Source organism: Dietzia sp. UBA5065, from assembly GCA_002415925.1.
GTDB lineage: Bacteria > Actinomycetota > Actinomycetes > Mycobacteriales > Mycobacteriaceae > Dietzia.
The window spans coordinates 14174-26376 of record DIAZ01000132.1 but is presented as its reverse complement, the minus strand read 5'-3'; the positions used below and the strand labels follow the sequence as shown (position 1 = coordinate 26376).

Annotated in this window: 12 protein-coding genes; 4 read left to right on the top strand and 8 right to left on the bottom strand. The window is 69.9% G+C overall.

The annotated features are described in order from the left end of the window. Positions 1 to 484 precede the first annotated feature (484 nt). From dnaB to B4M60_RS10360, 8 genes are all read right to left on the bottom strand, one after another. Positions 485 to 2308 carry a replicative DNA helicase gene (gene dnaB / locus B4M60_RS10395; protein ID WP_291083286.1) on the bottom strand — a complete coding sequence of 608 codons (1824 nt, stop codon included), beginning with the start codon at positions 2306 to 2308 and terminating at the stop codon, positions 485 to 487. A 480-nt stretch (positions 2309 to 2788) separates the two neighbouring features. After that, positions 2789 to 3241 carry a 50S ribosomal protein L9 gene (gene rplI / locus B4M60_RS10390; RefSeq protein WP_291083284.1) on the bottom strand — a complete coding sequence of 151 codons (453 nt, stop codon included), beginning with the start codon at positions 3239 to 3241 and terminating at the stop codon, positions 2789 to 2791. Between the two features lie 116 nt (positions 3242 to 3357). Further along, positions 3358 to 3930: a single-stranded DNA-binding protein gene (locus B4M60_RS10385; RefSeq protein ID WP_291083282.1), complete on the bottom strand. Its 573-nt coding sequence runs from the start codon at positions 3928 to 3930 to the stop codon at positions 3358 to 3360. A gap of 88 nt (positions 3931 to 4018) precedes the next feature. Then, positions 4019 to 4306: a 30S ribosomal protein S6 gene (rpsF, locus tag B4M60_RS10380; RefSeq protein WP_291083280.1), complete on the bottom strand. Its 288-nt coding sequence runs from the start codon at positions 4304 to 4306 to the stop codon at positions 4019 to 4021. Positions 4307 to 4490: 184 nt separating this feature from the next. Next, entirely contained in the window at positions 4491 to 4682 is a 192-nt protein-coding gene (locus B4M60_RS10375) for a hypothetical protein (protein ID WP_291083277.1), read from the bottom strand. After that, positions 4679 to 6262: a glycosyltransferase family 87 protein gene (locus B4M60_RS10370; RefSeq protein WP_291083274.1), complete on the bottom strand. Its 1584-nt coding sequence runs from the start codon at positions 6260 to 6262 to the stop codon at positions 4679 to 4681. Before B4M60_RS10370 ends, B4M60_RS10375 begins: the two co-directional genes overlap by 4 nt. Positions 6263 to 6284: 22 nt before the next feature. Then, positions 6285 to 8531 (bottom strand): transglycosylase domain-containing protein, encoded by a 2247-nt coding sequence (locus tag B4M60_RS10365; RefSeq protein ID WP_291083271.1) that lies wholly within the window; start codon positions 8529 to 8531, stop codon positions 6285 to 6287. 106 nt (positions 8532 to 8637) lie between these two features. Then, positions 8638 to 9036, bottom strand: coding sequence for a DUF5318 family protein (locus B4M60_RS10360; RefSeq protein ID WP_291083295.1), 399 nt, complete (start codon positions 9034 to 9036; stop codon positions 8638 to 8640). A gap of 286 nt (positions 9037 to 9322) precedes the next feature. On the opposite strand from B4M60_RS10360, the gene B4M60_RS10355 reads away from it, so the two are divergent. From B4M60_RS10355 to B4M60_RS10340, 4 genes are all read left to right on the top strand, one after another. Further along, on the top strand, positions 9323 to 9874 hold the full coding sequence (locus B4M60_RS10355; RefSeq protein ID WP_291083268.1) for a PadR family transcriptional regulator: 552 nt from the start codon (positions 9323 to 9325) through the stop codon (positions 9872 to 9874). Continuing rightward, the gene (locus B4M60_RS10350; RefSeq protein ID WP_291083265.1) at positions 9871 to 10959 is read left to right on the top strand and encodes an inositol-3-phosphate synthase; all 1089 of its coding nucleotides are present in this window, start codon (positions 9871 to 9873) and stop codon (positions 10957 to 10959) included. The genes B4M60_RS10355 and B4M60_RS10350 overlap by 4 nt, the downstream gene beginning before the upstream one ends. A 25-nt stretch (positions 10960 to 10984) precedes the next feature. Beyond that, positions 10985 to 11536 (top strand): hypothetical protein, encoded by a 552-nt coding sequence (locus B4M60_RS10345; protein ID WP_291083262.1) that lies wholly within the window; start codon positions 10985 to 10987, stop codon positions 11534 to 11536. Positions 11537 to 11612: 76 nt separating this feature from the next. Further along, positions 11613 to 12203 (top strand): HemK2/MTQ2 family protein methyltransferase (locus tag B4M60_RS10340; protein WP_291083260.1); only part of this gene is annotated, 591 nt, incomplete at its 3' end.

Here is a 12203-nt window from a genome sequence, read left to right as displayed (position 1 = left end):
GCGACTACGCCGATACCCGTCAGGCCCCTCAGCCACGGAGATGAACGCCGGGCCCGGCAGTTATAGAACGCACTCTGATCGGCGCCGCCGTCCCGAAGGCCACCACTGACAAATTAGTGGCACGCTACTGACACGGGTTTGGCAAACTGACAAACTGTTTGGCAACCGACANNCACCACTTTATGGGGCACTACTAGTCGGAGTAGACATCCGTCCTCGGAACTCACGTTATGCCTCGTGACCTGCACCGTCCACGAAACCGCAAAGCTCGACCACTACATTCGTAAAGCCAACAACGTTCGTAGCCTTTTGACCAGCATCTATGCACGTCCCAGAACTTCTAGATTGACCGAGCCGTAGCGGTCGGACTACTGATGATTCTGGATTTCACCTGGTCAAGAGGATTCTGACGCCCAAATAGCTGGTTCGCCCGTCAATCTAGAAGGTCATTTCGTCAATCTAGACCGCACAGCGACAACGGCAGCTACAGACCCCGCGCCATGTCGACGAACCGCGAGTAGTGGAGCTGGTGCGCCACGGTGATCGTGGAGGTGGGGCCGCCGCGGTGCTTGCCCAGGATCAGGTCCGCCTCGCCGGCGCGGGGATCGTCGCGCTCGGTGGCGTCGGGCCGGTGGAGCAGCATGACGATGTCGGCGTCCTGCTCCAGCGAGCCGGACTCGCGGAGGTCGGAGACCTGCGGCCGCTTGTCGGTGCGCTGCTCGGGGCCACGGTTCAGCTGCGAGATGGCGATCAGCGGCACGTCGAGCTCCTTGGCCAGCAGCTTGAGCTGACGGGAGAACTCGGAGACCTCCTGCTGGCGCGACTCGACCTTCTTGCCGCTCGACATCAGCTGCAGGTAGTCCACCACGATCAGCCGGAGGTCGTGCTTCTGCTTGAGCCGCCTGGCCTTGGCGCGGATCTCCATCATGGTGAGGTTGGGCGAGTCGTCGATGAACAGCGGCGCCTCGGAGATCTCGCCCATCCGCCGGGCCATCCGCGTCCAGTCCTCGTCGCTCATCTTGCCCGACTTCATGTCCGACAGCTTGACGCGCGCCTCGGCGCTCATCAGACGCATGACGATCTCGGTCTTGCTCATCTCCAGGGAGAACACCACGGAGGTGAGCCCGTTCTTGATGGAACACGACCGCATGATGTCCAGGCCGATGGTGGAGTTGTGGGTGGGTATGGCGGTGGGGCCGGCCAGGTACAGGTGGTCGGCGGCGGCCACCTCGATGCACCTCACCGGCACGCTCGCCGCGACCCTCACGTCGATGATCACCCGATCGGCGCGCCCGGAGGCCGGGTCCTCGGGAATCAGGATCCCGGAGTCGCTCACCAGCATCAGCGTCTCGAGCGACTTGGTGGTGACGACCTGGTGGGTGCCGCCCATCTCGATCCGCCACTCGTGTTCGGCGTCCGCGACGAGCTCCGCGCCGTCGTTGAACCGCAGGGTGTAGCAGGGCCGGTCCCGCCAGACCTCGGTCACGGCCACGACCTGGGTCGGCTGCCCGTCGGAGCCCAGGACGCTCTCGCCCACCGCGACCTCGCCCATCGTGGTCACGCCCCCCGGGGTGGGAAGCATGGTGTCCAGCGCGAGCGCCTTACCCACGCCGGGGCGGGCGGCGATGATAATCATCTGACCGCCGTGCAGACCGTTGGTGACGGCGTCGAGGTCGGCGAAACCGGTGGGCACGCCGTGGCTGAGACCGCCCGCGGTGTGAATCGCGTCGATCTCGTCCATCGTGGGCTGCAGGAGCTCCTCGATGATCACGTAGTCCTCGGTGGTCCGCCGCTCGGTGACCTCGAAGATCTCCGCCTGGGCCCGGTCCACGACCTCCGTGACGTCGGCCCCCTCGGATCCCGAGTAGCCGTACTGCACGATCCGCGTCCCGGCGTCCACCAGGCGGCGCAGGATCGCCTTCTCGGAGACGATCGCCGCGTAGTACCCGGCGTTGGCCGCGGTCGGCACGGTGGAGATGAGGGTGTGGAGATACGTCGCGCCGCCGGCCCTGCGCAGATCACCCCGGCGCTCCAGCTCGGCGGCGACGGTCACCGCGTCCGCGGGTTCGCCACGGGCGTAAAGGTCCAGGACGACGTCGTAGATGGCCTGGTGCGCGGGCTTGTAGAAGTCGCCGGGCTGGATCTCCTCCACCACGTCCGCGATGGCGTCCTTGCTCAGGAGCATGCCGCCGAGCACCGACTGCTCCGCGGTGAGATCCTGCGGTGGGGTGCGCCCGAACTCGGCGCTGCCGCCCTCGTCGGGCGGAGGCGGCATCTCTCCGGGACCGTTGTATCCCCCCTGCGCCATGACTACCCCTCTCGCTTCCGCACTTCACGCGTTCCCGCCCTACCGGGCCGCCCCGCCGGTCCGCGCGACCCCTTCACTGTAGGGCACCGCGGCGACACGCCCGGCGCCAGCCCTGGAGGTTATCCACAGGGTTCTCCACAATCGCTGGTGGGCTCCTGTGGACAACTGTGGAAACTCCACCGTTACGCAGGGACAACGCGTGTATCACTGTGGACAACCCGTGGAATGCCCAGCCCGGGTCCGTCAAAACCGCTGGTCACCGTCGCCTTAGCGGACCACCCGGTCCGTGGAGAACGGTGATTACCACGGCCGGATCGGCGACGCAAGAGATAACGAAAGATGAACGGTGATGATCACGAACCCGTCACGCACGGTGGACGGCACCCGCGTTATCCACAGGTCGTCCACACGCCGCCCCGCCGACCGCCATGACAAGGGCCCCGGCCGTCGGGAGCGACGACCGGGGCCCTACATGCCGGATCAGGCGGGGACGACCTCGACCGCGACCCGCGCGGTGGTGTCGTGACCCAGGTCCACCACGACGCTGTGGGCGCCGGTGGACTTGATGTGCTCCTTGGGCATGTGCACGGAGCGCTTGTCGAGCGCCGGACCGCCGGCGGTCTTGACGGCGGCGGCGACGTCGCCCGCGGTGACCGAGCCGAACAGCTTGCCGGTGTCGGAGGTCTTCACGGCGACCTTGACATCGGCCAGCGACTCGAGCTTCTGCTTGAGCTCGTTGGCGTGGTCCGAGTCGCGCACCTCACGGGCGTCGCGCGCCCGCTTGATGGACTCGATCTGGCGCTCGGCGCCCGGGGTGGCCACGATGGCCAGCCCGCGCGGGAGCAGGAAGTTACGACCGTATCCGCCCTTGACCTCGACGATGTCGCCCGGAGCTCCGAGCTTGTCGACGTCGGCGGTGAGGATCAGCTTCATGATCCGTCTACCTTTCTTTCCTCCGACGAGCCGACCGTGGCCGGACTCTCGCGAGGTCATGTCTCATGCTTATGGGGTGGGGCGCACCGGGCGCCCCGTGGGAATCGACCCAGGGATCAGAACGGGGGCTCGTCGTCCATGCCGCCGAAGCCACCGGAGCCGCCGGCCTGCGGGGCGCTCCCCCACGGGTCGTCGTTCTGCTGACCGCGGCCCTGGCCGCCACCGAAACCGCCCTGCGCCTGGCCGCCGGACTGGAATCCGCCGCCCTGCGGGGCTCCACCCTGCTGACCGCCGCCCTGGAACCCGCCCCCGCCGCCTTCGCGGTTGGTGCGGGTCACCTTGGCGGTGGCGTACTTGAGGGACGGGCCGACCTCCTCGACCTCCACCTCGTACACCGTGCGCTTCTCGCCCTCACGGGTCTCGTACGACCGCTGGCGCAGGCGTCCGTTCACGATGACGCGCATGCCCTTCTGGAGGGACTCCGCCACGTTCTCGGCAGCCTGCCGCCAGACGTTGCAGGTGAGGAACAGGCCTTCGCCGTCCTCCCACTGGTTGGTCTGCGAGTTGAAGCGGCGTGGCGTCGAGGCGATCCGGAAGTTCGCCACCGCGGCACCCGACGGCGTGAACCGTAGCTCGGGGTCCGCGACGATGTTTCCGACCACGGTGATAGGGGTGTCGCCCTGTGCCATGCGCTTGTCCTCCGTGTGAGAGCTGAGGTGGATGTGATTCGGATCGACCGACTGCGCCCAGGTTACCGGGACCGTCTGACAGTCCGGGTCACTTGTCGGCGCGGAGCACCTTCGTGCGGAGCACGCTCTCGTTCAGCCCGAGCTGACGATCCAGCTCCTTGACGGCGTCCGGGTCGGACTTGATCTGGACGACGGCGTAGATGCCCTCGGTCTGCTTGTTGATCTCGTAGGCGAAGCGTCGCTTGCCCCAGACATCGACCTTGTCGACCGAACCGCCCTCTTGCCGGATCACGTTGAGAAACGTGTCCAGCGACGGCGCCACGGTGCGCTCGTCGAGACTCGGATCGAGGATGACCATAACTTCGTATTGACGCACGGGACCTCATCACCTCCTGTGGACTCACAGATTCGGCCACGGTATCTCCGTGGCAGGAGGGTCGTTGCGTCAGCAACCCGGTAAGGCTACCCCGTCTGAGCTCGGTGGACGAAATCCCCCGGGTCGTCCCGGCGGATGTGGCCTTTCTCGACCGCCCGCACGAGCAACCTGACCTCGGTCCGGGTCACCCGTGCCGGAGGCCGATCGTCAGCGCCAGGACGACGGGCACCACGGTGAGGAAGAGGAAGGCCGCGACGGTCCAGGAGATCCAGACGGGTTGACGCCAGCCGGCCCGGAAGCCCCCGGCGGCGGTGACCATGCAGATGAAGCCGACGAGGATGCACAGGAACATCCCGATCATCCCGATGGTGCTCATGCGGTGGCGCCCACGGCCGTCGGGGTCCGACGCACCTCGTCGTCGTGGTCCCCTCCCGCCCCGACGGGGGGTTCCACCATCGGCTCGTCGGGGTCGGCGAGCACCCCGGCCAACGGGTCCGGCCCCTCGGGGCCGCCCTGGTGGGTCATCCGGACCCGGTCCAGGTGCGGGCGGTAGATCTCGACGATCACCACCACGCAGATCGCCAGCACCATCAGGTCCCGGACCAGGACCAGCGGGTGGAAGACCTCGGGGCCGATGCCCTTGTTGGCCACGCCGTGGAAGTACAGCATGTGGGCGACCCACAGGAGGGCGTCGAAGGCCATCCACGGCACCAGCAGCCGCGCGCGCGGGACGGCCAGCACCGCGAGCGGGACCAGCCACAGGGAGTACTGCGGGCTCCACACCTTGTTGGTGAGCAGGAAGACCGCCACGACGAGGAACGCCAGCTGGGCGAGCCGGGGCGTCCGGGGCGCGGTGAGCCCTATGGCGAGCACCGCGGCGCAGCCGAGCGCGAACAGCACCAGGGACACCGCGTTGAGGGTCGACGGGGCCTCCCCCGCCGCCCGGCCCACGTCGAAGCCGCCCCAGCCGGTGAGGGTCTGGACGACGGCGTAGATGCTCTCCGGGTTCGCGGGCCGGTCCGAGTTGAGCCGGAAGAACTCCTTCCACCCCTCGGGGAACGGGAGCATGATCGGCAGATTGACCACCAGCCAGGCCGCCGCCGCGGCCGCGGCCGCCCTGGCCAGGTCGGCGAACCGCCGCCGGCGGATCGCCACCACCAGCAGTGCCCCGAAGAGGAACAGCGGATAGAGCTTGGCCGCCACCCCGACGCCCAGCGCCACGCCCGCCCAGACCGGCATCCTGCGCGCCCACAGCAGCAGCGCCACGGACGCCAGCGCCACGGCGAGCAGGTCGTAGTTGGTGAAGGCCTGGAAGACGACGAGCGGGCTGGCCGCCATGAGGAGGGTGTCCCACGGCCTGCGCCCCGCCGACTTGTAGGTGGCCCAGACCGCGACCATCCACGCCATCGCGAGGAGCACGGCGCCCAGGAGGAAGTACTTGACCACCTCGATCGGGCCGCCGGGGGCCACGGCGTGCCAGGCCTGCGCGGACTGGGCGGTGACGTACTGGAACATCCCTGACACCACCGGGTACTCCATGTACCGGACCACTCCGTCGTCGGTGACCCACCTGTACTTGTAGGGGAGCGCGCCCGACGCCAGGCCCTCAGCCGAGTACAGCGGGAGGGGATCCGCGTAGCAGGCCTTGAAGTACTGCTGCCCGGTCCAGTTCAGGCCCGGCTCGGACCCGTCGGTCGGGGAGGTGGTCTCGAGGCACGACGCCTTGCTGAGGAACCCGAGCGCCAGGAACAGGACCGTGAACACCATGATCACGCGCAGCGGCGTCCAGAACCGCTGGCGGCCGACCGCCGCGTGCCGCCCGACCGGCCCACCCCACGCGCCGAGGACCTGTGCCCCCGACCCGTCGCCGGGCCGGACCCGGTCCCGGGGCTCGAGGGACCGGAGGTCGTCGTCGAGCGGCAGGGGGGAGAGGTGGCCGTTACTCTGCACGGTCACACCCTAGTCCACCGGATTTCGGTCAGGCGCCGCCCTCGCCCGGCCCGCCGGCTCCGTCCGGGACCGGCGCCGGGGCGGGAGCGGGGGCGGGGGCGGGAACCGGGGCGGGAACCGGCGCCCCGGCGCCCGGGATCACGATCTCCGGCAGGCCCGGGACGTTGAGCGTCAGCGGACCCGGGGCCTGCGGCGCGGGCGGCGGTTCCACGGGGGCGGGGGCGAAGGTGGGCGCGGGCTCGACATTCTGGTTGGCGGAGGTCCCGCCCGTGTACCCCGAGCCACCACCCGAGGACTCCCACTGCGACGCCCCCGCCTGCCCGCCGATGTACCCGGGTTGGGGGAAGTCCTCCCAGTCCGTGCCCGTGAGGGCCCCGTCCATGGCCGACTTCCAGATGTCGGCGGGCACCGTGGCGCCGTACATGATGCCGCCGTAGGAGTTGAACAGCGGCTGGTTGTCATCCGTGCCGACCCACACCGCGGTCGCGATGGACGGCGTGTAGCCGACGAACCACGCGTCCTTGTTGTAGCCGGTGTCGCCGAGCTGGGTGGTGCCGGACTTGGCGGCCGACGGGCGCCCCCCGGACAGCGAGTGGCCGTTGGAGTAGGCGGCGATCGGCTCCATCGCCGAGGTGAGGTTGGTGGCCACGTCCCGGTCCACCACCTGCTCGCCCTCGGGGGTCGAGTTGTCCAGGAGCACCTCGCCGTCCGCGGTCTCGACCTTCTGGATGAAGTGCGTGGGGTGGTGGACGCCCTCGGCGGCGAACGTCGCCAGGGCGGTGGCCATGTCGCGGACGCGGATGGGGTACTGCCCCAGGATCAGGCCGTCGTACGGGTCCCCGCCCTGCTCGCTGAGGGTCTCCCACGGCAGGCCCGGGATCTCCTTGGGGATCCCCACCCGGTGGGCCATGTCGCGCACGTCGTTCGCGCCGTTGTCCAGCATCCGCTGCAGGCGGATGAAGGAGGTGTTGAGGGAGAGCTTGAGCGCCTGCGCGATCGAACAGGTGCCGCAGGACTGGCCGCCGACGTTGGTGACGGTGACGTCGCCGGTGGTGACCGGCGCCGAGGAGATCTGGGTCCCCAGGCCGATCCCCTGGTCCAGCGCGGCCGCGACGCCGAAGATCTTGAACGTGGAGCCGGTCTGCAGCGGGGCGTTGGCGTAGTCCCAGCCCTCGGCCTCCTCGCCGCCGTAGTACCCGATCACGCCGCCGGTCCGCGGGTTGATCGACACCACCGCGGTGCGGTTCTCCGGATTCTCCCCCTGCATGTTGGACCGGGCCGCGCCGACGACCGCCGCCTGGGTCTTGGGGTCGATGGTGGTGGTGATCCTCAGGCCCCGGGTGTTGAGCATCTGCTCGTCGATCCCGGACATGGCGAGCTCGGCCAGGACCTGGCGGCGGATCGGGCCGTTGGTCGGGTCGCCCACGTTCTGCTCGATCGCCATCGGGTCCTCGACCACCTGCGGGAAGGTCGCCATCGCGCGCTGCTGCGCGTCGATCGCCCCCATGTCCCGCATCCCGTCCATGACGTAGTTCCAGCGCGCCTCGGACGCCGCCCGGTTGTTGAGCGGGTCCAGCGCGGACGGCGACTGGATGACCCCGGCCAGCAGGGCGCCCTCCTCCACCGTGAGGCTCTCGACGGGCTTGTTGAAGTAGGCGGTGGACGCGGAGGCGATCCCGTAGGCACCGCGGCCGAAGTAGATGGTGTTGAGGTACGCCTCGAGGATCTGGTCCTTGGACCATTCGTTGGTCATCTTGGCGGCGATGATGATCTCTTTGGCCTTGCGCTCGTAGGTGGGAGCGTCACCGACCATGGTGTTCTTGACGTACTGCTGGGTGATGGTCGAGCCGCCGCCGGCGCTCGACTCGCCGGTGACCTGGCCGATCACCGCGCGGCCGATGCCCGTGGGGTCGTACCCGTCGTTGGTGTAGAAGCTGCGGTCCTCCGCGGCGATCACGGCGTTGCGCACGTGCACCGGGATCGCGTCGATCCCCACCAGGGTGCGGTTGCCCTCGGGCGGGACGATCCGCCCGATCATCGTGGTGCCGTCGCTGGAGTAGATCTCGGAGATCTGGTTGGTGGCGACGCTGCCGGGGCGGGGGATCTCGGTGCGGTTGTAGGTCACCGCGACGATCGCGAGCGGAACCACCAGGAGGACGACGGCGAGGAGGATCACGGTCGTCCAGATCGGGTGACGCCGGAGCCAGCCGCGCTGGTCCGTGGACCCGCCGTGGTCCTCGTCGGCCGACCGACGTGTCCTGCCACTCTGCGACATGTTCTATCCTCCTGCGAGCCGATCCGACCGGTCCGGGCGACCCCCGGTGACGGTGCTCTGGCGACCATTGTGTACGAAATCGCGCTCCACTCCGAACTCCCGCGGCTCAGCTGTGCCGGCGGAGCTCCCGCGCGGCCCGTCGGACGCGTCTGCCCTCACCCCGCGCGAGGCCCACCTCGTAGGACTCCACGAGGTGGTTCCAGGAGCAGCTCCGGCACACCTCCACCACGTGGACGGTGAACGCGTCGTGGGTCAGGGCCAGCTGCTGGATCTCGTCGCGGCTCCGCGCGGAACCGGAGGCCGTGCCGAGGTCGTCGCCGAAGACCCAGGACACCGCGGTGAGGTTCTCCTTGCGGCACACCGGGCAGACCGTCTCGGTGACGACCCCGTGGAACCCCGCCGCGCGCAGGAGGTAGACGTCGGCGTCGCACACCTCGCGCAGCGACAGCGCGCCCTCCCGCAGGTCCGCCAGGACACCGCGGCGGCGCAGGGCGAAGTCCACCACCCGTCGACGCCTGAGCGCGTCGCGTCCGGTGGGGTCCCCCGGACCCGGCGGGGGGCCGGGTCGCGGGAAGCGGGAGTCGGCCTGGTCCACGTGGTCAGCCTACGACCCCCGCCGGATGCCGGTGCGGCTCCGGTGGCGGGGGCTCGTCCGCGCCCGGGTCTCCGCGGCGGCGACGCGTCACACCGATGCCACGGCCGGGTATATCGGCCCGATACATCAGAGGGTGTAAGATCGGTGATCGTCGCATGACACCACCAGGATCGACGCGCGGAAGGGGGGAGCCGGCATGCTCGAACTGGCCATCCTCGGCCTGCTCGACGAGCGTCCGATGCACGGCTACGAGCTGCGCAAGCGGCTCTCCGAGATGCTCGGCACGGTGCGGACCGTGTCCTTCGGCTCCCTGTACCCGACCCTGCGCCGACTCCAGCAACACGGGGACATCGTCGAGGACGCCTCGGCGGCCACGGCGACCCGCCCACCCGCCACGGCCCGGCGCGGTCGCAAGACCTACCGCATCACCGCCGGCGGCAGCCGGACCCTGGCGGCGCTGCTCGACGAGCCCGGCGCCTCGTCGTTCAACGACGACGGCTTCGGCGTCCACCTGGCCTTCTTCGACCGCACCCCCGGGCCCGCCCGGGTCCGGCTCCTCGAGGGTCGGCGGCGGGTGCTCGAGGAACGCCGCGAGGGCCAGCGCGACGCCGCCACCCGGACCGGCCCGACCGAACTCCGGTACGCCCGACAGCTCACCCTGCTCGGGCTCGAGACCAGCGAGCGCGAGCTGCGCTGGATCAACGAGCTCATCCAGACAGAGAACCCATCACAAGGAGAATCCCCATGACCGACAAGAAGGTGCGCGTCGCTATCGTCGGCGTCGGCAACTGTGCGTCGTCGCTCGTCCAGGGCGTCGAGTTCTACAAGGACGCCGCGGCGGACCAGACCGTCCCCGGCCTCATGCACGTGGAGTTCGGCGGCTACCACGTGGCCGACGTGGAGTTCGTCGCCGCGTTCGACGTCGACGGCAAGAAGGTCGGCGTGGACCTCGCCGACGCCATCACCGCCTCGGAGAACAACACCCTCGCGCTGTGCGACGTGCCGCCGACCGGCGTCACCGTCCAGCGTGGCCCCACCCTCGACGGCCTGGGCAAGTACTACCGCCTCACCATCGAGGAGTCCGCCGCCGAGCCCGTCGACGTGGTGCAGGCGCTGCGCGACGCGGAGGTCGACGTCCTGGTCAGCTACCTGCCTGTGGGCTCCGAGGAGGCCGACAAGTTCTACGCGCAGTGCTGCATCGACGCGGGGGTCGCCTTTGTCAACGCCCTGCCCGTGTTCATCGCCTCCGACCCGGTCTGGGCCGAGAAGTTCCGCAGCGCGGGCGTCCCGATCGTCGGGGACGACATCAAGTCGCAGGTCGGCGCCACCATCACGCACCGCGTCATGGCCAAGCTGTTCGAGGACCGCGGCGTCGCGCTGGACCGCACGTACCAGCTCAACGTGGGCGGCAACATGGACTTCAAGAACATGCTCGAGCGCGACCGCCTGGAGTCCAAGAAGGTCTCCAAGACCCAGGCCGTCACCTCCAACCTCGAGGGCTCGCTCAAGAACAAGGTCCACGACCGCAACGTCCACATCGGCCCGTCCGACTACGTGGAGTGGCTCGACGACCGCAAGTGGGCGTACGTTCGCCTCGAGGGTCGCGCGTTCGGCGACGCCCCGATCAACCTGGAGTACAAGCTCGAGGTGTGGGACTCGCCCAACTCGGCCGGCATCATCATCGACGCCGTCCGCGCCGCCAAGATCGCCAAGGACCGCGGCATCGGCGGACCGATCCTGCCGGCGTCCGCTTACCTCATGAAGTCGCCGCCGGTCCAGATGGCCGACGACAAGGCCCGCGCCGAGCTCGAGGCCTTCATCATCGGGGCCTGAGCACCCGCGACAGGAGCAGGAACGCATGAACCACACCGCGACGCACCACCCGTCCTCCACCACGGGGCGTCGCCGTGTCCCGGCCGTCATCGCGATCGCGGTGGCGGCCGGGGTGGCGCTCGCCGGATGTTCGGCGGACGGGGGGACCGACGCCACCCCGACGCCGACAACCGCGGTGACCACCTCGTCGTCGTCGACCCCCACCTCCCTCCCCGAGGTCACGGAGAGCACCACCCCCGTCCCGGTCGCCACCACCCCGAGCAGCACCGTCTCCGCGGCGCCGTCGACCCAGCTGCCGGCCAACGTGGTGGCGACGGGCGCGCCCTGCCACATGATCGGCGAACTGGCCCAGGGCCAGGACGGCTCCCCGCTGTTCTGCCTCGAGGACCCGGGAGGGGCCGGCCCCCTGTGGCTGCCCCAGCCCGCCGGGACGGGCCCCGACGGGACCGGCCCGGCGCTGCTCGGCCAGCCCTGCATGCAGGAGGACGCCGCCGTCACCGCCGCCGACGGCACCCTGCTCACTTGCCGGCTCACCGGCGGCGGCGACGTGCCGGGCGGGCTCTTCTGGCAGTTGTAGCGGCCGAGCGGTTGCAGGGGTCGGGGCCCGGGGCTTGACTGGGCGGCATCCGTGACGCCCCCCACCCGGAGGACCCATGACCCAGACCCGGTTCGGCCACATCGAGGTCGACGACGGCGTGTACGCGCCGCAGGACGACTCGTGGCTGCTCTGCGAGGCGCTCGACCGCGGCGTCCCGGTGGCGGGCAGGCGGGTCCTCGACATCTGTACAGGGAGCGGGATCCTCGCGATCGAGGCCGCCCTCAAGGGGGCGGCCGAGGTGATCGCCTACGACATCTCACCCCTCGCGGTGGCGTGCGCGAGCCGCAACGCCCGGCGCGCCGGGGTCCGGGTGGACGCCCGCGTGGGCACCCTCGACGACGCCCGCCGCGCCGGCCCCTTCGACGTGGTGGTGTCCAACCCGCCCTACGTCCCGTCCGACGCTCCGCTGCGGGGGACCGGGCCGAACCGGGCGTGGGACGCCGGGGCCGACGGCCGGGTGGTGCTCGACCAGCTGTGCGACCTGGCGCCCGATCTCGTGGCCCCGGGCGGCTCCATGCTCATCGTGCACTCGGAGTTCTCCGACCCGCCGCAGACCATCCGCCGGTTCGAGCATGCCGGGTTCGAGTCCCGGCAGGTGGCGGCCCGGGTGGTGGGGTTCGGCCCCGTCATGCACGCGTACGCCGAC

Coding starts and splice junctions, on each gene's coding strand:
- dnaB (WP_291083286.1), bottom strand. CDS start 2,308: ATGGCGCAGGGGGGATACAACGGTCCCGGAGAGATGCCGCCTCCGCCC.
- rplI (WP_291083284.1), bottom strand. CDS start 3,241: ATGAAGCTGATCCTCACCGCCGACGTCGACAAGCTCGGAGCTCCGGGC.
- B4M60_RS10385 (WP_291083282.1), bottom strand. CDS start 3,930: ATGGCACAGGGCGACACCCCTATCACCGTGGTCGGAAACATCGTCGCG.
- B4M60_RS10375 (WP_291083277.1), bottom strand. CDS start 4,682: ATGAGCACCATCGGGATGATCGGGATGTTCCTGTGCATCCTCGTCGGC.
- B4M60_RS10365 (WP_291083271.1), bottom strand. CDS start 8,531: ATGTCGCAGAGTGGCAGGACACGTCGGTCGGCCGACGAGGACCACGGC.
- B4M60_RS10355 (WP_291083268.1), top strand. CDS start 9,323: ATGCTCGAACTGGCCATCCTCGGCCTGCTCGACGAGCGTCCGATGCAC.
- B4M60_RS10350 (WP_291083265.1), top strand. CDS start 9,871: ATGACCGACAAGAAGGTGCGCGTCGCTATCGTCGGCGTCGGCAACTGT.
- B4M60_RS10345 (WP_291083262.1), top strand. CDS start 10,985: ATGAACCACACCGCGACGCACCACCCGTCCTCCACCACGGGGCGTCGC.